This is a genomic window from Gordonia sp. (in: high G+C Gram-positive bacteria) (genome assembly GCF_047600565.1).
Classification (GTDB): domain Bacteria; phylum Actinomycetota; class Actinomycetes; order Mycobacteriales; family Mycobacteriaceae; genus Gordonia.
On record NZ_JASGKN010000001.1, the window covers coordinates 389,717 to 409,645 of the forward strand.

Genomic DNA, 19,929 nt, shown 5'->3' on the forward strand with positions numbered 1-19,929 from the left:
GCTACAGTAGGGCAGTTGCTGACTGTTCGTCAATAGTTATTGAAAACCAGTCAATAGTGGCTTACGGTGACTGGCATGACCGCACTCGACGACGACGCGACCGCGACCGGGCAGGCCCCCGCCGCGGGCCGCCGTCGGCGGATGAGCCCGGCCGAACGGCGACAGCAGCTGCTCGACGCCGGTGTGCGGATGGCGCGTGAGCTTCCGCCCGAGGACGTGACCATGGAAGCGGTCGCCGAGAACGTCGGCGTCTCCCGTGGCCTGGTGTTCCACTACTTCGAATCCACGCAGGACTTCCAGCTCGCCATCCTGCGGGAACAGGCCGCCGAGATGCTCGAACGCACGCGGCCGCCGGAGGGGATCGCCGATCCCAACGAGGCGGCACTCGCCGCCATCGGCGCCTATGTCGATTACGTCGAGGAGAACCCTGCGGCGTACTCGTCGGTCCTGCGCGGCGGACTCAGCACCGACCCGGCCCTCCGGGAGGTCACCGAGGCCACGCGCGGCGCCGTCGCCCAGCGGGTGCTGTCCTTCGCGCCCACGATGGGTCTGGAGGTGACGCCGGTGGTCCGTGCCGCCACCATGGGGTGGATCGCGCTCACCGAGGACGTGATGACCCGCTGGATCGAAGAACCGACGCTGACCCGCGACGAGATCCTCGGACTGCTCACCACCTCGCTGCTCGCCGTCGCCGGCGCGGCCGCCCTGGTCGACGCCTGAGAGCGGTTCCCTCAATACCCTCCAAAGTTTCGATTGAAACGTTGGAGAAACCCCCTCCCCGCATGGCCTGGAAATTGTCGTAGGCCTGCGTAAACTAGAAGGTAGTCGAACACCTGTTCTAGTCGATGAAAAGGGGGTGTGGGCATGAGTCGGCGACGCAAGGCCTCACGTAGCCCGAAGCGCTGGCGCGATGCCGACCTGACACCCCTGGGTTTAGGACCGGTACCGGACGGCCTGTCTGATCACGATGCTGACGTGGCCGCGATCAATCAACTGGTCGCGACCACCGAGGGTGAGTCGTATCTGGTGTGGCGGCGCCTGAACGCGGTCGCTGACCTCCTTGAACGACGAGCACCGATTGATCCAGCAACCGCGGAAGACTCGGTCGAGTTCACCCGTTTGTGCGATCCGCGTACGAAACTGGCCACCAGTATCGCCACCACCCTGGCGGTCAGTACGTACCTGGCTGAGAAGCTGGTGACCGAAGGTGAAGCCCTGCGCCACCGCCTGCCGCAGACCGGGGTGTTGTTGCGGGACGGGATTGTGAGTCCGCGAGCGTTCTCTGCGGTGGTGTTCGAGACCACCGCGGTCGTCGACGCGGCTCTGATGGTGCAGATCGATCACCGGATCGCCGACGAACTCACCGCCTCCGGCATACGCACCGTCACCGCCGTGGCCGATCTGGCACGGCGGATCGTCGCCGACGTCGATGCCGACGCAGCCCGCGCCGAACGCGAAGCAGCCAAGAAGAACGCCGGAGTGGTGAGTTATCCGATCCGCGGGGGCATGGCGGTTCTGGAAGTCACCGACACCGCAGAACGGATTGCGGTCATGGACGCCGCGATCACCGCCGCAGCTCAAAAGACCGGCGAGACCGACACCCGCAGTAGTGGCCGCCGCCGTGCTGACGCCGCCTACGACCTACTCACCGGGGACGGGAGTGGGCCTGGAGCGAAGGTCGTCGTCAACGTCATCACCGACGGGTCCACGCTTGAGGGCGGGGATAAGCCCGGGCACCTCGACGGGCACGGAACGATCTCTGCCGATCATGTGCGCGACATCGCGTCGACGCCCGGCACTGTCGTGCGGCCCCTCGACCTGACGCGACTGGCTGATCACACTGCGCAGGCGGCGGATCCGTATCGGCCTACTGCCCTGTTGGACACGGTGGTGCGTGGTTTGTTCGGAACCTGCACCTGGCCGGGTTGTTCACGCCCGGCTTCGCGGTGCCAGCTCGATCACGTGACCGAGTACAACCACCACGATCCCGAAACCGGTGGCCCGACGTGTTGGTGCAACCTCAACCCCAAATGCGTGTTCCACCATCAGATCAAGACCTTCGCCGACGGATTCCTCGATGATCAGGTCATCGACGCGAACGGCCAGATCTGGACCGAGATCACCACTCCCGAGGGATTCACCGCCCGAACCCGGGCAGCCAACACCTGGCTGTTGCCTGGTCTCGGGTTGATTCCGTGCCGGCATGGACCGCCCCAGGATCTCCTTTCGACAGGCTCAAGGAGCGTGCCGCCCCGCTCCTTGAGCCTGTCGAAAGGAGCCGAACCCACACGCACCCGCACCCGCACGGAGGCCAAACACGCCTACCGGATGCACCTGCGTGCCCTGAACCGGCGAGCTCGCTTCGACAGGCTCAACGAGCGGACGAACCAGCTCAACGTGCGAACCGATGAGCAGACGACGATCCCGGCATTCGCCGACGACGGGCCACCGCCGTTCTGAGGAATCCTCGATCAGGCGAACGCGGTGTCGACGATCTCGGCCTGCTCCACGGCATGCACCTTCGACGAACCCGACGACGGAGCCGACATCGGGCGGCGCGAGACGCGGCGCAGACCCTGCAGCGCCGGCACCTGCTCGGGCAGCCACAGTCCCAGGAACGGCCACGGACCCTGATTCGCCGGCTCCTCCTGGACCCAGACGAAGTCGGTGGCGTTCGGGTACTGCTCCAATGTCCGCGCCAGACGGCGGTACGGCACCGGGTACAGCTGCTCGATACGGATGATGGCGACGTCGTCGCGGTTCTCCTTGGCCTGCTTGGCGGCCAGCTCGTAGTAGAGCTTGCCCGAGGTCAGCAGCACCCGAGTGACCTTGGAACGATCGCCGACCGCACCCTGGCCGGAGAAGTCCCCGGCGAAGCGCGGATCGTCGCGCACCGACAGGAACTTGCCCTCGGTGAACTCCTCGACCGGTGAGACGGCCGCCTTGTTGCGCAGCATCGACTTCGGGGTGAAGACCACCAGCGGACGGTCGATCCCGGCCAGCACGTGCCGGCGCAGCAGATGGAAGTAGCTGGCCGGAGTCGACGGCAGCGCCACGGTCATCGAACCCTCGGCGCACAGCTGCAGGAACCGCTCGATCCGGCCCGAGGTGTGGTCCGGTCCCTGGCCCTCATGGCCGTGCGGAAGCAGCAGGACGACGTCGCTGCGCTGACCCCACTTGGCCTCACCGGAACTGATGAACTCGTCGATGATCGACTGGGCGCCGTTCACGAAGTCGCCGAACTGGCCCTCCCACAGCACCAGCGCCTCCGGATCGCCGACGGCGTAGCCGTACTCGAAACCGAGGACCGCGTACTCCGAGAGCGGGGAGTCGTAGACCATGAAGCGGCCCGGACCCTCCGGTGCGAGGGTGTTCAGCGGGGTGTACTCGGACCCGTTCTGGCGGTCGATGAGCACCGAATGGCGCTGGGTGAAGGTGCCGCGCCGCGAGTCCTGGCCGGACAGGCGGACGGTGCGGCCCTGCTCGACCAGGGTGCCGAAAGCCAGCAGCTCGGCGAACGCCCAATCGATGTCGCCGTTGCGCGCCATCTCCTGGCGGCGCTTGAGCACCGGCTTGACCCGCGGATGCGGAGTGAAGCCCTCCGGGACGTTCATGAAGGCGTCGCCGATCTTGGTCAGCGCCTCCTGCGGGACCGCGGTGACGACCTTCGTCGGCAGCGCCTGGTCCTCCTCGATCGACGGCGAGGGCTCGGGGGTGAACCGTTCGAGCTCCTTCACCTCCACGAACACCTGCTCGAGCTGTCCCTGGTAGTCGCGCAGGGCGTCCTCGGCCTCCTTGGTGGAGATGTCACCACGACCGATCAGCGACTCGGTGTAGCTCTTGCGGACGCTGCGCAGATTGTCGATCACGTCGTACATGGCCGGCTGGGTCATCGACGGATCGTCGCCCTCGTTGTGACCGCGGCGGCGGTAGCAGACCATGTCGATCACCACGTCGCCGTGGTACTGCTCGCGGTAGTCGACCGCCAGCTGGGCGGCCCACACGCAGGCCTCCGGGTCGTCGCCGTTGACGTGCAGGATCGGCGCGCCGACCATCTTCGCCACGTCGGTGCAGTACTGCGACGACCGCGAGTACTCCGGTGCCGTGGTGAAGCCGACCTGATTGTTGACCACGATGTGGACGGTGCCGCCGGTCTGGTAGCCGAGCAGACGCGACATGTTGAGCGTCTCGGCCACCACGCCCTGGCCGGCGAACGCGGCGTCGCCGTGCAGCATGAGCGGCATGATGTCGAAGCGGTGCTCCTCGTCGAGCTGGTCCTGCTTGGCGCGGACGATGCCCTCCAGGACCGGGTCGACGGCCTCCAGGTGGCTGGGGTTGGCGGTCAGCGAGACGGTGATCTCGTTGTCGCCGAACATCTGGTAGTACTTGCCCTCCGCGCCCAGGTGGTACTTGACGTCACCCGAACCGTGCATCTGCGAGTTGCCGAGATTGCCCTCGAACTCGGTGAAGATCTTCGAGTACGGCTTGCCGACGATGTTCGCCAGGACGTTCAGGCGGCCGCGGTGCGGCATGCCGATCACGACCTCCTGGAGCCCGTGGTCGGCGGACCGGTCGATCACCGCGTCCATCATCGGGATCACCGACTCGGCGCCCTCCAGCGAGAACCGCTTCTGGCCGACGTACTTGGTCTGCAGGAAGGTCTCGAAGGCCTCGGCGGCGTTGAGCTTGCTCAGAATGTACTTCTGCTCGGCGACCGGCGGCTTGACGTGCTTGATCTCCACCCGCTCCTGCAGCCAGCGCTGCTGATCCGGGTCGAGGATGTGGGTGTACTCCACGCCGACGTGCCGGCAGTAGGCATCGCGCAGCACCGACAGCACGTCGCGGAGCTTCATCTTCTCCTGGCCGTGGAAGCCGCCGACGTTGAAGGTGCGGTCCAGATCCCAGAGAGTGAGGCCGTAGGTCAGAACGTCCAGATCCGGGTGGGCGGCGCGGGCGTCGCTCTCCATGTTCAGCGGATCGGTGTCGGCCATCAGATGGCCGCGCGCCCGGTAGGCGGCGATCAGCTCGAGGACGCGGGTGTTCTTGTCGACGATGCCGGCCGGGATGTCCTGGCGCCAGCGGATCGGCTCGTACGGAATGTGCAGGGCCGTGAAGATGTCGTCCCAGAAGCCGTCGTCGAGCAGCAGATGATGGATGGTGCGCAGGAAGTCGCCGGACTCGGCGCCCTGGATGATCCGGTGATCGTAGGTGGAGGTCAGCGTCATCAGCTTGCCGACGCCCATCGCGGCGAGCTGCTCCTCGCTGGCGCCCTGGAACTCGGCCGGGTACTCCATCGCGCCGGCGCCGATGATGGCGCCCTGCCCCGGCATGAGGCGGGGCACCGAGTGCACGGTGCCGATGGTGCCGGGGTTGGTGAGCGAGATGGTGACGCCGCTGAAGTCGTCGGCGCCCAGCTTGCCCTCGCGGGCACGACGGACGATGTCCTCGTAGGCCTGCCAGAAGTCGGAGAAGCCCATCGACTCGCAGCCCTTGATGGCGGCGACGACCAGGGTGCGGGCGCCGTCCTTGCCGGGCAGGTCGATGGCCAGGCCGAGATTGGTGTGCGCCGGGGTGACGACGTTCGGCTTGCCGTCGATCTCGGCGAAGTGCTTGTTCATGGTCGGGAACGCGTTCACCGCCTGGACGATCGCGTAGCCCAGGATGTGCGTGAAGCTGACCTTGCCGCCGCGGGTGCGGGCGAGATGGTTGTTGATGACCGTCCGGTTGTCGATCATCAGCTTCACCGGGATGGCGCGCACGCTGGTGGCGGTCGGCACCTCCAGCGACTTGTCCATGTTCTTGACGATGGCGGCGGCCGGACCGCGGAGCACCTTGGACTCCTCGGTGCCGCTGCCGGCGACCGGCTTGGCCGGCTGCGCGGTGCGGCTGACACCGCCGGCGGCCTTGGTGGCGGCGGCTTCACGCGCGGGCGCCGGGGCCGGGTTGCGGGGCGCGGGATCGGGCTCCGAGTCGAGGGTGATCGCCGGCTTCTCGTCGTTCGGTGCGGAGGTGGGGACGACGGGGGCGGCGGCCGGCTGTGAGGCGGTGGGCTGCTGGGCCGCGGGCTGGGTCGCCGCGGGGGCCGAATCGCCGGGCTTGTAGTTCTTCAGCAGGTCGTGCCAACTCGGATCGACCGAACTGGGGTCCTTCTGAAATCGCTGGTACATCTCCTCGACCAGCCACTCGTTCTGCCCGTAGTCGGTCTCGGATGTCGTACTGCTCACAGCGCTAATTCGCCTCGATTCACCTGTGTTGTTCACGTATGTGATCTGCTCGATCGGTCACCGGGCGCGTCACGGTTCTCGCGGGCACCCGGCCGTTTTCCGATGGTACGCCCTCACCGCAGGTCGTGCCCGGATACGTCGGCCTGTCGGACGGCGGTCGGCGAGCGGCCCGGAAATCACGATGAGCGGGCCGGAACCGGCGACGATTCGTCCGGCTCCACACCCGCCCGCCACAGCTGTGCGTAGGCGCCGTCGTCGGCCAGCAGATCGTCATGGGAGCCGCGTTCGACGATGGCTCCGCCGGACACGACGGCGATGGTGTCGGCGCGGGCGGCGGTACCCAGTCGATGGGCGACGATCACGCTGGTGCGCCGCCGGGTGAGGGCGTCGCCGGCGGCCAGCACCTGGGCCTCGGTCGCCTGATCGAGCGTGGCGGTCGCCTCATCGAGAAGGATCAGTTCGGGCTCGGTCAGTTCGGCGCGGGCCAGAGCGATCAGCTGCCGCTGACCGGACGAGAGGCTGCGGCCGCGTTCGGAGATGGCGAAGTTCATGCCGCCGGGAAGGTTCGCGATCATCTCGGCCGCACCGACCCTGCGGGCCGCATCGGCGATCTCCTCGCGGCTCGCTCCCGGCCGGCCGTAGGCGATGTTGTCGGCGACGGTGCCCGCGAACAGGTGCGGTTCCTGCGGAACAACCCCCAGCCGGGTGCGGTAGGCGTGCAGATCCAGCGAGCGAAGGTCGGCGCCGTTGTAGCGGACGGCACCGGCGACCGGGTTGTAGAAGCGCCCGCGCCGGTCGGACCGACCAGGGCCAACGACGTTCCCGACGGCAGATGCAGATCGATGTCCGTCAGCGCGTCGGCGTCGGCACCGGAATAGCGGAACGAGACGTCGTCCAGGCGGACGTCGGCGTGACCGGGATCGGGGACCGGCACCTGGCCGTCGGCCGCCTCGACCAGCGAACTGGCGGTGGCCAGCAGCTCGCGGATACGGCGCAGGCCGACCGCCGCCTGCTGATAGCCGTCGAACACGGTGGTCAGCTGCTGAACCGGTCCGAACAACATGGACAGGTACAGCAGGAAGGCGACCAAGGTGCCCGCCGCAAGACCACCCCCGGAGATGCGGTGCGCGCCGACACCGAGCGCGACGGCCGACGCGACGTCCGCACAGAACGTGATGAACGGGAAGTACACGGCGATCGCGGTCTGCGAGCGCATGCGGGCGGCCACCCAGTCGTCGGACCGTCGGCCGAACGCGGCCAGGGCGACCGGGGCGTGCCGGTAGGCCGTCGTGGTGGTGATGCCGGCGACGTTCTCCTGGAAGTCGGCGTTCACGATGGACACCAGCGTGCGGGACCGGGTGTAGGCGGCGGCCGCCACCTTCCGGAAGAAGTAGGTGGCCACCAGCAGGATCGGAAGCACCGGCATCACCGTCAGCCCGAGCTCCCAGTCGGTGACCAGCAGGGCGGCGAAGACGCCGAACACCGCGAACACCGCCACCACCGCCGAGGCGAGCCCTGACTGCAGGAAGTTCGAGAGGGCGTCGATGTCGGTCGTCATGCGCGTCATGATGCGTCCGGACAGTTCCCGCTCGTAGTAGTCCAGGCCGAGCCGCTGCAGGTGGGCATAGCTGCGGATCCGCAGTCCGTACAGCACCCGCTCGCCGGCCCACGCCGAATACAGGGTGTTCGCCGCGTCGGCGAACCAGCCGGCGGTCACCAGGAGCAGGCCGACCGCGAGCGTGCCCCACAGCACCGCGGCGTGCCCCTGTGCGCCCGCATTGAGCGCGGTGCGGGCCAGCGACGGGAACGCCAGCGAGATCAGAGTGTCCGCGACGACGGCGATCAGCACCAGGATCAGCAGGCCGCGGACCGGACGCAGGATCTGGGCGAGGCCGAATCCGGGACGTTCGGCGCGGGCCTGGGCGACGTCCACGTCCGGATCCTCGGTGGCCGGCGGGAGGGCGGCGACCGCCGCCTCGATCTCGGGCGTCGCCGGCATGGCGCCGAGGGCGTTGTTCATGCCGCCACCGCCGCGACCACCTCCGCCGCCGAATCCGCCGGGACGGGCCGTGACGGACGTGCGCGCCCGTTCTGCGGCGATCGGGGCGTCGTCGCGCCACAGGTCGTCGACGCCGATCGCCTGCTGGCGGCGCAGACCCGCGTCGATGGCCTTGCGCCGATCGTCGGTGCCCGGAGGCGCCATCAGTTCGCGGAACCGGCTGCACCGCTCCTCGAGCTCGGCGGGGGTGCCGATGTCGATGATGCGGCCGCCGTCGAGTTCGGCGACCCGGTCGGCGATGGCGAGGGTGGAGCTGCGGTGCGCGAGCACCAGCATGGTGGTGCCGGCGGTGCGCAGCCCGGACAGGATGCGTCCCTCGGTGACCGCATCGACTGCCGACGTGGCGTCGTCGAGGACCAGAACACGCGGGTGGTCGTACAAGGCGCGGGCCAGAGCGATCCGCTGCCGCTGACCGCCCGACAGCGTGAGGCCGCGTTCCCCGACCTCGGCGCCGAAACCGTCCGGCAACGCGTCGATGAAGCCGGTCGCCGCGGCACGGTCGGTGGCGGCGGAGAGCCGGGGGTCGGTCGGTGCAGGAGGCGGCGTGGGCCCGAGGGCGACGTTGGCGGCGATCGAATCGGAGTAGAGGAACGGTTCGTCGAACACCAGGGTCAGTGCCGACCGCAGCGACTCCGGATCCAGGGCCGTCACGTCGTAGGAGCGGCCGTCGGCGTCGGTGACTGCACGACGAGCGAGAGCCGGCCGGCGAACAGCCGGCGCCCGAACTGGCACGCGTAGCGGACCGCCGCGGCGATCAGCAGCAGTCCGATCAGCACCGGCAGGCCGTAACGGCCCACCGCTGCCGCATCGGTCGACACCGCGTGGTCGAGCGCAGCCTTGGCCAGCAGCGGGGTCACCAGATCGACCGCCACCGCACCGAGCGTCACCGCGACGGTGACGACGGCGAGGCGGCGGTGCTCCCAGCAGCACCCCGCGAGGCGGGCGACCCAGCCGCTCAACCGGTGAACGGGAGGACGGTGCCGTCGACGTCCCAGAAGCGTGGCGGCGGCCCGAAGGCCTGGCGCGAGTTGCGCAGCACCATGGTGCCCAGCGCCCGGTTGCCGGCGCCGCCGATCACGGCGCCGATACCGCCCGGCAGCAGTTTGCCGGCCATCACCGGCGCGCGGCGGATCGCGAACTTCTTGATCAGTTTGCTGGTGAGGGCCTTGTTCAGGCGGGCCAGGCTGAGTGCTTCGAAGCCGGGCACCGCGAGCTTGCCGAGTGCCTCGCTGCCCCGGACACCGGCGACCTTGCCGAGGGCGGCGATGCCTTCCTCGCCGAGCGCGACCGACAGCACCAGGGCGCGGCGGCGGTCGGTGTCGGCGGGCGGAGATGCCGTGGACCTCGGCGGTCGCCAGAGCGAGCAACGCGGAGGCCTCGATGAAGGCGGCGGTGTCGGCGGTGACCGCGGACAGTGCCGTGATGGTGCCGACACCGGGAATGGCGGCGGTGGCGCCGACGGCCGAACCGGTGGCGGTCACCGCGTTCAGGTAGCGCTTCTCCAGACGGCGGATGAGCTGCTCGGGCGAATCGTCCGGGTACTTCTCACGCAGACTCGCGACGTACTTGGCGACAGCCGGCTGCTGGAGCCGCTGCGCCTTCTCCAGGATGCGCGTCACGAGCTTGACCGCCGCCGACGGCACCTGGGCTGCGGCCGTGGAGGCGGGGGAGACGGTCTCGGGTACCGCGACCTCGTCGTAGTGCACCGGCAGCTGCGCCGCGGTGGTCTTGTTCTTCCGCATGTCTGTCTCCGTTCCTCAGAAGGCCGAACCTTCCCATGGACAACATCGGTTCAACGTCGCGGTGGACGCGGTTGTTTCCCGTCCAGACTATGACGTGGATCACGATGCGCGGGCGACGGGAAACGGTTTCAGCGGCGTCGGATGCCGGTGCTAGTGTCGCCTGGCCGATCCTACGAACGTAAGGCTGTCCGATATGACCGAAACCGCTCCGCCGGCTGCCACACCGCAGTTCACGCCGGTCACCGACCGCCCCTGGGCAGCGCTCATCTCGTTGTGCGTCGGCTTCTTCATGATCCTCGTGGACATGTCGATCGTCGCGGTCGCGCAGCCGCACATCATGGCGGCGCTGCACGCCGACGTGAACTCGATCGTCTGGGTCTCCAGCGCCTACCTGCTCACCTACGCGGTGCCGCTGCTGATCGCCGGCCGGCTGGGCGACAAGTTCGGGCCGAAACTGATCTACCAGATCGGTCTGGTCGTCTTCACCCTCGCCAGCCTGTGGTGCGGCCTGTCCGGGTCGATCACCATGCTGATCATCGCCCGCGCCGTGCAGGGTGTCGGTGCCGCACTCATCACCCCGCAGACGATGGCGCTGATCAGCCGCATGTTCCCGCCGGAGAAGCGCGGCGCCGCCATGGGCATCTGGGGCACCGTCGCCGGTGTCGCGACCCTCGTCGGACCGCTGCTCGGTGGCGTTCTGACCGACAGCTTCGGCTGGGAGTGGATCTTCTTCATCAACCTGCCGGTCGGCCTCATCGGACTCGTGATGGCTCAGATGCTGGTGCCCACCGTCGAGACCCACGATCACAAGTTCGACTGGATCGGCGTGATCCTGTCCGGCATCGGCCTGGCCGCCCTGGTCTTCGGTATCCAGGAGGGACAGACCTACGACTGGGCGCTCTGGGTGTGGCTGCTGATCTTCGGCGGCGGCGCCGTGATGGGCCTGTTCGTCCTGTGGGAGGCCAAGACGACCACCGAGCCGCTGGTGCCGCTCGGCCTGTTCCGGGACCGCAACTTCTCGCTGTCGAGCGTCGGCATCGCGACGATGGGCTTCGCGGTGTCCGGCATGATGATCCCGCTCATGTTCTTCCTGCAGCTGGTGGGTGGCATGTCGCCGACCCGCTCGGCGCTGATGATGGTGCCGATGGCCGTCCTGACCGGCATCTGTGCGCCGATCGTCGGCTGGATCCTCGACAAGGTGCATCCGCGCAACGTCGTCTCGGTGGGCCTCGGGCTGTACGCCGTCGCCACCCTGCTGGCGGCGCTGTGGCTCCACCCGGACACCCCCGTGTGGAAGCTGCTGATCCCGGTCAGCCTGATGGGTCTGGCCAGCGCGGGAATCTGGGCGCCGCTCGCCGCCACCGCCACCCGCAACCTGCCGTGGCAGGTCGCCGGTGCCGGAGCCGGCGTGTACAACACCACCCGGGTGATCGGCGCCGTCATCGGTACCGCCGCGATCGGCGCGCTCATGATGACGCGCCTGGCCCGGGAACTGCCGGGCATCGACGTCGACCACGCGGAAGGCTCGGTGGCCGCGCAGCTGCCCGCGCCCATCCGCCCCGGATTCGCCGATGCGATGGGTCAATCGATCTATTTGGCCGCCGCGGTCCTTTTCGTCGGTGCGATCGCTACGCTTTTCCTGGCGCGCCCGAGTCACCAGACCGGTCCGTCGGGGGCACCGGCCGAAAAGTCGCCGGTGAAGTAGGCCGTCGGGGGCTCCGGCCACAGTGTCGAGGAGTCCTGTTCCGTGTCCGGTTCTTTCCCCACCCGTCGTCGTCTGCTGACCGCGGCCGCTCTGGCGACCGTATCGCTGTCCGCGGTGACCGGCGTCGCCCACGCCGCACCCGCCGACCCGCTGCCGGTGCTGCCGCACGTCGTCTTCTATACGACGGCCACCATGACGCCGTCCTCGCACCCGCTGGCCCTGCCGCCCGCGGCACAGCACGCGATCGACACGTCGTACGTCTACCGGGGCCGGCGCACCACCTTCGACAGCTATCTGCAACGGACGTCGGCGCGTGGCCTGGTGGTGCTGCGCGACGGCCGGATGGTCACCCAGAAGTACTGGAACGGCTACACCGAGAACAGTCGCTTCAACTCGTGGTCGATGGGCAAGTCCATCACCTCGACGGCGGTCGGCATCGCCCTCGGTGAAGGCAAGATCGCGTCGGTCGACGACCCGATCACCAAGTACCTGCCCGAACTCAAGAAGTCCGGCTACAACGGGGTGCCGATCAAACACATCCTGCAGATGTCGTCCGGCCAGAAGTACGACGAGTCGAACTACGCCAACGTCACCGACGGCGCGACCGGCACCACCATCCGGATGGTGCTCGGAGAACCGCTGATGGACCAGGCGGAGAAGTCGCAGAAGGCCCGCACGTCGGGCACCGAGTTCAACTACGCGTCCATCGACACCTTCGTGCTGGGCGCGCTGGTCACCCGTGTCACCGGGCAGCCGCTGCCGGTGTACGTGCAGAACAAGATCTGGCATCCGGCGGGCATGGCGTCGTCGGCGCTGGTCGGCGAGGACTACTCCGGGGCCGCCATGGCCTACGCGTCGTACCACGCCACCACCCGCGACTTCGCCCGCTTCGGTGAACTGTTCGCCACCGGCGGCAAGGCCTTCGGCAAGCAGATCGTTCCGGCCGACTGGGTGCACGACGCGACCCGCGCCACCGGCCCGCAGGTGCAGCCGGGCCACCTCTACCAGGGTTCGCGCTACGGCTACGGCTACCAGTGGTGGGTCGGCGACGGCGACCGCGGCGACTTCATGGCCGTCGGCATCCTCGGCCAGTACACGTACGTGTGGCCGGCGAAGAACATCGTGATCTCCCAGAACAGCGAGGATCTCGACGCCGACGCCAACATGGAGGAGGCGATCACCGCCTACCGTGCGGTCGCCGACACGCTGATCCACGGCGCGTCCTGACCGATTCTGTCGGACCCCCTTCGTAGGCTCGTCTCGACGAGTCGAACCGAGGAAGGGGGACCGATGACGGCCGCACTGTTCGATCTGCCCGACCCGGGCCCCGAAGACCGGGGTCCGGCGTCGGCGACGCCGCCGGAGTCCGGAGCCGAGCGCACGGTCACCTTCCTGCACACGGCCGACTGGCAGCTCGGAATGACCAGGCACTTCCTGGCCGGGGAGGCACAGCACACCTACAACGCGGCGCGCGAGGACGCGGTCGAGGCGATTGGTGCGCTCGCGCGTTCCACCGGCGCCGAATTCGTGGTGGTGTGCGGCGACGTCTTCGACGATCCGCGGGTGTCCTCGCGCATCATCCGGCGCACCCTCGATGCGCTGGGACGCTACCCGGTGCCGGTGTACCTGCTGCCCGGCAACCACGACCCGCTCGACGCGACGAGCGTCTACTCGAGCGACACCTTCCGCGCCGCCTGCCCGGACAATGTGCACGTGCTCGACCAGGCCGGACCCCACCGCGTGCGGGACGGCATCGTGCTGGTCGCGGCACCCTGGACCACCAAGTCTCCGGACACCGATCTGGTCACGGCACAGCTGAGCCGCCTGACCGCCGGCGACGACATCCGGATCGTCGTCGGACACGGCATCGTCGACGAGTTCAGTCCCGCCGACGATCCGTCGATCGTCGGTGTCGACGGGCTGCGGGCCGCCGTCGACTCCGGGCTGGTGGACTATGTGGCGCTCGGCGACCGCCACTCGGCGACGCGGGTGGCCGGCTCGGACCGGATCCGGTATTCGGGTGCCCCCGAGGTGACCGACTTCGATCACGTGGAGAAGGCCTCCGGCTCGGTTCTGCAGGTGACCCTGTCGCGCGGCGGTGAGCAGCCCGCCGTCGACGTCGCCGAGCATCGGGTGGGGAAGTGGACCTTCGCGACCGTGCAGCGGGACATGAACGGCGCCGCGGACCTCGCCGCGCTGCGTGCCGCGTTCGACGCACTGCCCGACAAGTCGCGCACCGTCGTCAAGCTCGCCCTGCAAGGCACTCTCGGACTGTTCGATCACGCCGACCTGGAGGCCCTGCTCGACGACTACGCCGACCGGTTCGCGGCACTGCAGATCTGGGAGCGGCACCACGATGTCGCGGTCGTCGCCGACCCGACCGACGTGAACTCGCTGGACCTGCAGGGCTATGCGGCGCAGGCGGCCGACGAGCTGGTGGCCCGCGCCGCCGCCGACGATCCCGACGACGCCGCCGCGGCATCGTCGGCACTGGCCCTGCTGTTCCGGCTGGCCGGTGATCGCCGATGAGGCTGCACCGGCTCGAGATCACCGACTTCAAGGGCATCGACCACCGCGAGGTGTCGTTCGCCGACACCGGCGTCACGGTCGTCAACGGCGCCAACGAGGCCGGCAAGTCCTCGATGATCGAGGCCCTCGATCTGCTTCTCGGAGAGCGGGCGGACAGCAAGAAGAAGTCCGTGAAGGCCGTTCAGCCGTCGGGGCGCGACGTCGGTTCCGAAGTGACCGCCGAGCTGACGTGCGGCGACCACCGGTTCCGGTACTTCAAGCGGTTCAACTCCCGGCCCGAGACCACCCTGACCATCCTCGAACCACGTCGTGAGCAGCTGACCGGCCGGGCCGCGCACGAGCGCGTGCAGCAGATCCTGGACGCGTCACTGGACAACGCCCTGTTCGACGCGTTGCGGCTGCTGCAGACCACCGATCCGGATATCGGCGGCCTCGCGGACTCCTCGGCACTGTCCCGTGCTCTCGACCTCGCGGTCGGGTCCGGACAGGATTCGTCCGGAACCGCTGACGACGACACCGCCCTCGTCGACGCGGTCGAAAGCGAGTACCGCAGGTATTTCACGGCGACCGGCCGCGAGACGGGCGAGCTGGCCACCGCACGGCAGGCCGCCGCCGAGGCCGACGCCGAGGTGACGGCGCGGCGCGCCGCCCGGGACGCGGTCGCCGAGGCGGCCGACGAACTCCCTGCGGTGGACGCCGAACTGCGCGCCCTCACCGACGATCTGCTGCATGCGAACGAAGAGGTGGCCTCCGCCGTCGCGGCCCGGGCGCAGGCGCGCGAACTCGTCGCGACGGTCGAGCACGCCCGGACGAAGGTGGCGCAGAAGCAGTCGGCTCTGCAACTGGTCGAGCGCCGGCGCGAAGAGCGCACCGAACGAGACCGCCAGGTGAACGAGCTCGCCGCCCGCGTCACCGCCGACGAGGCCACCCTCGCTGACACCGTGTCGGCCGCCGAGACCGCCGATCGCGAGGCCGCCGAGCTGGAGACGTCGCTGCACGGCTCCCGGACCGAACGGGATCGGCGCCGCAGTGAACTCGACGCCGCGGTGGCCGCTGAGGCCGCCGCGTCGGTTCGTGAGCGCATCGAGCGGATCGACAGGATTCTCGCAGAGGTGACCGCCGCGACCACTCGCCGTGAAGCGTTCGACGCCGAGGTGGCGAAGAACCCGGTGACCGCTGCGGAGGTGGCCGAGGCCAACCGTCTCAGTCATGCGATCACCGCGGCCCAGGCCACCGTCGATGCGGCCGCCGCGCTGATCGAGGTGACGGCACTGTCCGATCGGCCGGTCGAGGTCGACGGCGCCGCGATCGACGGCACGGTCGAGCTGACCGCGGTCGGGCAGAGCGTGGTCGAGGTGCCCGGCGTGGTTCGGGTGGTCGTGCAGGGGGCGGCGAGCACGCAGGCTCTCGCCGACGAACTCGCTGCCGCCCGCCGGGCCGCCGACGTGCTGATCTCACGCTGCGGCGTCGCCTCGCTCGATGAGATCGCCGATCGAGCAGAGGCACGTGCCGCCGCCGGACGTGCGGCCACCGAGATCGAGACCGCCATCCGGCGCCTCCTGGACGGCTCGACGCCGGAGAAGCTGACGGCGATGCGTGACCAGCTCGCCGCCGCTCTCCCGGACGACGAATCCGTACCGGAGCTATCGGCCGCTGAACTGCGGGTGGCCGAGCGTGACCTGAGTGACCTGATCGCCAAGGCCGAGCGGACCGCGGCCGATCGCCGCGCCGCCGCCGACAACGCCCGAACCCGCGCGGAACTGCTGGCGGCGGGCCTGGAGCGGCTTCGCGCGGACTTGAGTGAGGGTCGTGAGACTCTGCTGACCGACCGGGCGAAATACTCCGACGAGGCCCTCGACGGTGCGGTCGCGACGGCCCGCGCGGATCTCGATCATGTGGAGGGTGAGCTGGACGCTGCCGAGACCGAGGCCGAGTGCGCCGACATCGCCCGTCTGGAGGCGGTGTGTGCCGAGGCCGAGGATCGCGTGGCACGGCTGCGTGAGCGCGAGCGGACGCTGGAGAACCGGAAGGTGGCGCTGCGCACTCAGCTGGAGTTGTTCCGGACCGAGAATCGCCTGGACGAGCTCGCCGATGCCGAGGCGGCCGCGTCGGCCGCGCATGACGACCTTCGCCGGGTGAGTGAGCGTGCGCAGGGTGCCCGGGTGCTGCACGAGACGCTGAACCGGAAGCGGACGGAGAGCCGATCGCGGTACGTGGCACCGTTCACCGCATGCCTCGAAGAGCTCGCCGCGCCGGTGTTCGGTGAGTCGGTCCGCTTCGAGGTCGACGACGACTTCACGATCACTTCCCGCACCCTCGACGGGACCACGGTTCCGGTGTCGGATCTGTCCGGCGGTGCACGCGAACAGCTGGGTCTGATCGCCCGCCTGGCCTGCGCCCGGATCGTCGATGCCGCCGACGGTGTTCCGGTGATCGTCGACGACGCTCTCGGCTACTCGGACCCGGATCGGCTCGCCTCGATGACCGCGGTCCTCGGCCAGGCGGCCACCAGCGCGCAGATCATCGTCCTGACCTGCGATCCGGACCGCTACGCATTGGTTCCGGACGCCACCACGATCGCGGTCTGACCACCGGTGTTGGGGTCGGTTGCGGTGTGCGCTAATGTTGCTTTCGCTTGGTCCGCCCCCCTAGCTCAGGGGATAGAGCGTCTGCCTCCGGAGCAGAAGGTCGTAGGTTCGAATCCTACGGGGGGCACAGTGAAATTCCTGCCGGCCTCCGGCCGGTGTGCTCGTCAGACGAGGCCGTCGCGGCGCTTCTGATCCTCGAACTGGTCCTTCTCGCTCTCGTGATCCGGGTTCACCGTGATGATCGGCTGTCCGCCGAACTCGCGGTAGATCGCGCTGATCGCGAGGACGGCGCCGAGGACGCCGCAGAACCAGGTGCTGCCGGGCACATTCGAGGCGCCTTCGCGCACGACGTCGGCGATCATCCAGACCACACCGATCAGGCCGACGACGACCAACAGGATCAGGCTCGTACTCACACGCTTCATGCTTCGATGATGTCATGACCGATGACGCCGTCCCGCACGCGCGGGCACTCGACAAGGACACCGTCCTGTGCATCTCGCTGGCGGCCCGGCCGTCGAACATCGGGACGCGTTTCCACAACTACCTGTACAACGCGCTCGGCCTGAACTACGTCTACAAGGCGTTCGCGCCGAAGGGCATCGAGGCGGCGGTCGCCGGAATCCGCGGACTGCCGATCCGCGGGGCCGCGGTGTCCATGCCGTACAAGGAAGCGGTCATCGATCTGGTCGACGTGATGGAGCCGTCGGCCCGGGCCATCGGCTCGGTCAACACGATCGTCAACGACGACGGAGTGCTTCACGCGTACAACACCGACTATCAGGCCGTCGCCGACCTCCTCGCCGACTCGGGATTCGACACGTCCTGGCCGGTCGCGGTCGCCGGCAGCGGCGGGATGGCCAAGGCGGTCGTCGCGGCACTCAAGAACTCGGGGTTCACCGATGGTCTGGTGGTCGCCCGGAACACCGACACCGGCCCCGAACTGGCCGCCGCCTACGGGTACGGCTACCGCAGTCATCTGACCGCCGACGACCGTCCGTCGCTGCTGGTCAACGCCACACCGATCGGCATGGCCGGGCCCAACGGCGACCCCGACGATCGGCTCCCGTTTCCCGCCGACACGGTGGCGGCGGCGAAAGCCTGCTTCGACGTGGTCGCGATGCCGCCCGACACGCCGCTCGTGCGCGCCTTCCGCGACAGCGGTCGGCCGGCCATCAGCGGCGACGTCGTGATCGCAGGTCAGGCGGCAGCCCAGTTCACGCTCTACACCGGCGTCACGCCGTCACCGGAGCTGGTGCGTAAAGCGTCGGAGTATTCGCGGACTCAGTAGGCCGGTCCACAGAAGTGGCAGTGAGCGGGCCTCCGGGGGCTATTTGCCCCGGGACTCGCTGTGGCTGCCATTTCCGTGTGGCCGGGACGGATACCGGTTATCCACGGACCCGCCGCGGACCCTAGGATGAATAGCCGTGACTCCCACCGATCTCGCTGCATTGATCCGTGCCGCGACGCTGACGATCTTCCAGGCTCACGACCTGGACACGTCACTCGTGCCCGAGACCGTCGTGGTGGAGCGTCCGCGCAATCCCGAGCACGGCGATTACGCCACCAACATCGCCCTGCAGCTGGGCAAGCGCGCCGGAGTCAATCCGCGTGAACTGGCCACCTGGCTGGTGGACGAACTGCGCAGCTCAGAGGGCATCGCCGACGCCGACATCGCCGGCCCCGGTTTCGTGAATCTGCGACTGGCCGCAGCCGCCCAGAACGCCACCGTCGCCACCATCCGGGCCGCAGGGGAGAAGTACGGCCGCGGCGACGAGCTCGCCGACTCGGTGGTGAACCTCGAGTTCGTCTCCGCCAACCCCACCGGACCGATCCATCTCGGCGGCACCCGCTGGGCCGCCGTCGGCGATGCCCTCGGCCGGGTGCTGGCCGCGCGCGGCGCCGAGGTCACCCGCGAGTACTACTTCAACGACCACGGCGAGCAGATCAACCGCTTCGCGAAATCCCTCGAAGCCTCGGCGCTCGGCCGGCCGGTCCCCGAGGACGGCTACGCCGGCGAATACATCGACGACATCGCCGCGACCGTCGTCGAGGCCAACCCGGGCGTCCTGGACCTGCCCGAGGCCGACCGGCTGGAGACCTTCCGTGCCCAGGGTGTGGACCTGATGTTCGGCCACATCAAGAGCACCCTCCACGACTTCCACACCGACTTCGACGTCTACACGCACGAGAACTCGATGTTCGACCGCGGCCTCGTGGACAAGTGCCTGGACAAGCTCAAGGCCGACGGCGCCATGTACGAGGCCGACGGTGCCTGGTGGCTGCGCACCACCGACTACGGCGACGACAAGGACCGCGTCGTCGTCAAGAGCGACGGCAACGCCGCCTACATCGCCGGCGACATCGCCTACCTGCAGGACAAGTTCGACCGCGGCTTCAACCACCTCGTCTACATGCTGGGCGCCGACCACCACGGCTACGTGGTGCGTCTGAAGGCGGCTGCGCAGGCGCTCGGCCACCCGGCGGACAGCGTCGAGGTGCTGATCGGCCAGATGGTGAACCTGGTGCGCGACGGTAAGCCCGTCCGCATGAGCAAGCGTGCCGGCACCGTCATCACCCTCGACGACCTCGTCGAGGCCGTCGGCGTCGACGCCGCGCGGTACGCGCTGATCCGCTCGTCGATCGACGTCAACATCGACATCGACCTGGATCTGCTGCGCAAGCAGTCCGCCGACAACCCGGTGTATTACGTGCAGTACGCGCACGCCCGCCTGTCGGCGCTGGCCCGCAACGCCGCCGAACTGGGCATCACGCCGTCCGACGACCATCTCGACCTGCTCACCGACGACGCCGAGGGCGAACTGATCCGCACCCTCGGCGACTTCGGCGACGTGGTCGCCACCGCCGCCGAACTGCGCGAACCGCACCGGATCCCGCGATACCTGGAGAATCTGGCCGGCGCCTACCACCGCTTCTACGGCCGGTGCCGCGTGCTGCCTCAGGGCGACGAACAGCCCGGCGACGTCCACGCCGCACGTCTCGCCCTGTGCGAGGCCACCCGCCAGGTGCTGGCCAACGGCCTCGACCTCATCGGCGTCAGCGCCCCCGAACGGATGTGATG

General features: G+C 68.8%; 11 protein-coding genes, 1 tRNA gene and 2 pseudogenes. 9 read left to right on the plus strand and 5 right to left on the minus strand.

Going from position 1 to position 19,929, the window contains the following annotated elements; translation table 11 throughout:
- Positions 1–75: 75 nt before the first annotated feature.
- Together QM774_RS01915 and QM774_RS01920 are read left to right on the plus strand one after the other, a co-directional pair.
- Positions 76–720 (plus strand): TetR/AcrR family transcriptional regulator, encoded by a 645-nt coding sequence (locus QM774_RS01915; RefSeq protein ID WP_414974281.1) that lies wholly within the window; start codon positions 76–78, stop codon positions 718–720.
- Positions 721–864: 144 nt separating this feature from the next.
- Positions 865–2,460 (plus strand): DUF222 domain-containing protein, encoded by a 1,596-nt coding sequence (locus tag QM774_RS01920; RefSeq protein WP_414974282.1) that lies wholly within the window; start codon positions 865–867, stop codon positions 2,458–2,460.
- Positions 2,461–2,471: 11 nt separating this feature from the next.
- Here QM774_RS01920 and QM774_RS01925 read toward each other — a convergent pair whose 3' ends face one another.
- The 4 genes and pseudogenes from QM774_RS01925 to QM774_RS01940 form a co-directional block, all read right to left on the minus strand.
- A complete protein-coding gene (locus QM774_RS01925) occupies positions 2,472–6,224 on the minus strand; it encodes a multifunctional oxoglutarate decarboxylase/oxoglutarate dehydrogenase thiamine pyrophosphate-binding subunit/dihydrolipoyllysine-residue succinyltransferase subunit (RefSeq protein WP_414974283.1) in 3,753 nt (1,250 codons plus the stop codon).
- A 176-nt stretch (positions 6,225–6,400) separates the two neighbouring features.
- Positions 6,401–8,985, minus strand: a pseudogene (locus tag QM774_RS01930) (ABC transporter transmembrane domain-containing protein); the annotation flags it as partial.
- Complete coding sequence (locus QM774_RS01935; protein WP_414974284.1) at positions 8,931–9,242, minus strand: hypothetical protein; 312 nt, start codon at positions 9,240–9,242, stop codon at positions 8,931–8,933. The pseudogene QM774_RS01930 and the gene QM774_RS01935, both read right to left, overlap by 55 nt.
- A pseudogene (locus tag QM774_RS01940) lies at positions 9,239–9,926 on the minus strand (hypothetical protein). The gene QM774_RS01935 and the pseudogene QM774_RS01940 overlap by 4 nt, the downstream one beginning before the upstream one ends.
- Before the next feature lie 292 nt (positions 9,927–10,218).
- On the opposite strand from QM774_RS01940, the gene QM774_RS01945 reads away from it, so the two are divergent.
- The 5 genes from QM774_RS01945 to QM774_RS01965 all read left to right on the plus strand — a co-directional run bounded on the left by QM774_RS01945 (position 10,219) and on the right by QM774_RS01965 (position 16,974).
- Positions 10,219–11,730, plus strand: coding sequence for an MFS transporter (locus tag QM774_RS01945; RefSeq protein ID WP_414974285.1), 1,512 nt, complete (start codon positions 10,219–10,221; stop codon positions 11,728–11,730).
- A 42-nt stretch (positions 11,731–11,772) separates the two neighbouring features.
- Positions 11,773–12,957, plus strand: a complete 1,185-nt coding sequence (locus QM774_RS01950; RefSeq protein ID WP_414974286.1) for a serine hydrolase domain-containing protein — start codon at positions 11,773–11,775, stop codon at positions 12,955–12,957.
- Between the two features lie 63 nt (positions 12,958–13,020).
- The gene (locus QM774_RS01955) at positions 13,021–14,259 is read left to right on the plus strand and encodes a metallophosphoesterase family protein (protein ID WP_414974287.1); all 1,239 of its coding nucleotides are present in this window, start codon (positions 13,021–13,023) and stop codon (positions 14,257–14,259) included.
- The gene (locus tag QM774_RS01960) at positions 14,256–16,847 is read left to right on the plus strand and encodes an AAA family ATPase (protein WP_414974288.1); all 2,592 of its coding nucleotides are present in this window, start codon (positions 14,256–14,258) and stop codon (positions 16,845–16,847) included. Before QM774_RS01955 ends, QM774_RS01960 begins: the two co-directional genes overlap by 4 nt.
- A 54-nt stretch (positions 16,848–16,901) precedes the next feature.
- Positions 16,902–16,974 (plus strand) — tRNA-Arg (locus QM774_RS01965).
- A gap of 37 nt (positions 16,975–17,011) precedes the next feature.
- Here the strand turns inward: QM774_RS01965 and QM774_RS01970 are convergent.
- Entirely contained in the window at positions 17,012–17,272 is a 261-nt protein-coding gene (locus QM774_RS01970; protein ID WP_414974289.1) for a hypothetical protein, read from the minus strand.
- A gap of 14 nt (positions 17,273–17,286) precedes the next feature.
- Here QM774_RS01970 and QM774_RS01975 point away from each other — a divergent pair, with 14 nt between their 5' ends.
- Positions 17,287–18,138 carry a shikimate 5-dehydrogenase gene (locus QM774_RS01975; RefSeq protein WP_414974290.1) on the plus strand — a complete coding sequence of 284 codons (852 nt, stop codon included), beginning with the start codon at positions 17,287–17,289 and terminating at the stop codon, positions 18,136–18,138.
- Between the two features lie 136 nt (positions 18,139–18,274).
- Positions 18,275–19,927 (plus strand): arginine--tRNA ligase, encoded by a 1,653-nt coding sequence (gene argS / locus QM774_RS01980; RefSeq protein WP_414974291.1) that lies wholly within the window; start codon positions 18,275–18,277, stop codon positions 19,925–19,927.
- The last annotated feature ends 2 nt before the right edge of the window (positions 19,928–19,929 follow it).

Excerpts from the sequence above, each read along its gene's own strand:
- QM774_RS01970 (WP_414974289.1), bottom strand. The coding sequence starts at position 17,272 with ATGAAGCGTGTGAGTACGAGCCTGATCCTGTTGGTCGTCGTCGGCCTG.
- QM774_RS01920 (WP_414974282.1), top strand. The coding sequence starts at position 865 with ATGAGTCGGCGACGCAAGGCCTCACGTAGCCCGAAGCGCTGGCGCGAT.
- QM774_RS01915 (WP_414974281.1), top strand. The coding sequence starts at position 76 with ATGACCGCACTCGACGACGACGCGACCGCGACCGGGCAGGCCCCCGCC.
- QM774_RS01975 (WP_414974290.1), top strand. The coding sequence starts at position 17,287 with ATGACCGATGACGCCGTCCCGCACGCGCGGGCACTCGACAAGGACACC.
- QM774_RS01955 (WP_414974287.1), top strand. The coding sequence starts at position 13,021 with ATGACGGCCGCACTGTTCGATCTGCCCGACCCGGGCCCCGAAGACCGG.
- QM774_RS01960 (WP_414974288.1), top strand. The coding sequence starts at position 14,256 with ATGAGGCTGCACCGGCTCGAGATCACCGACTTCAAGGGCATCGACCAC.
- QM774_RS01945 (WP_414974285.1), top strand. The coding sequence starts at position 10,219 with ATGACCGAAACCGCTCCGCCGGCTGCCACACCGCAGTTCACGCCGGTC.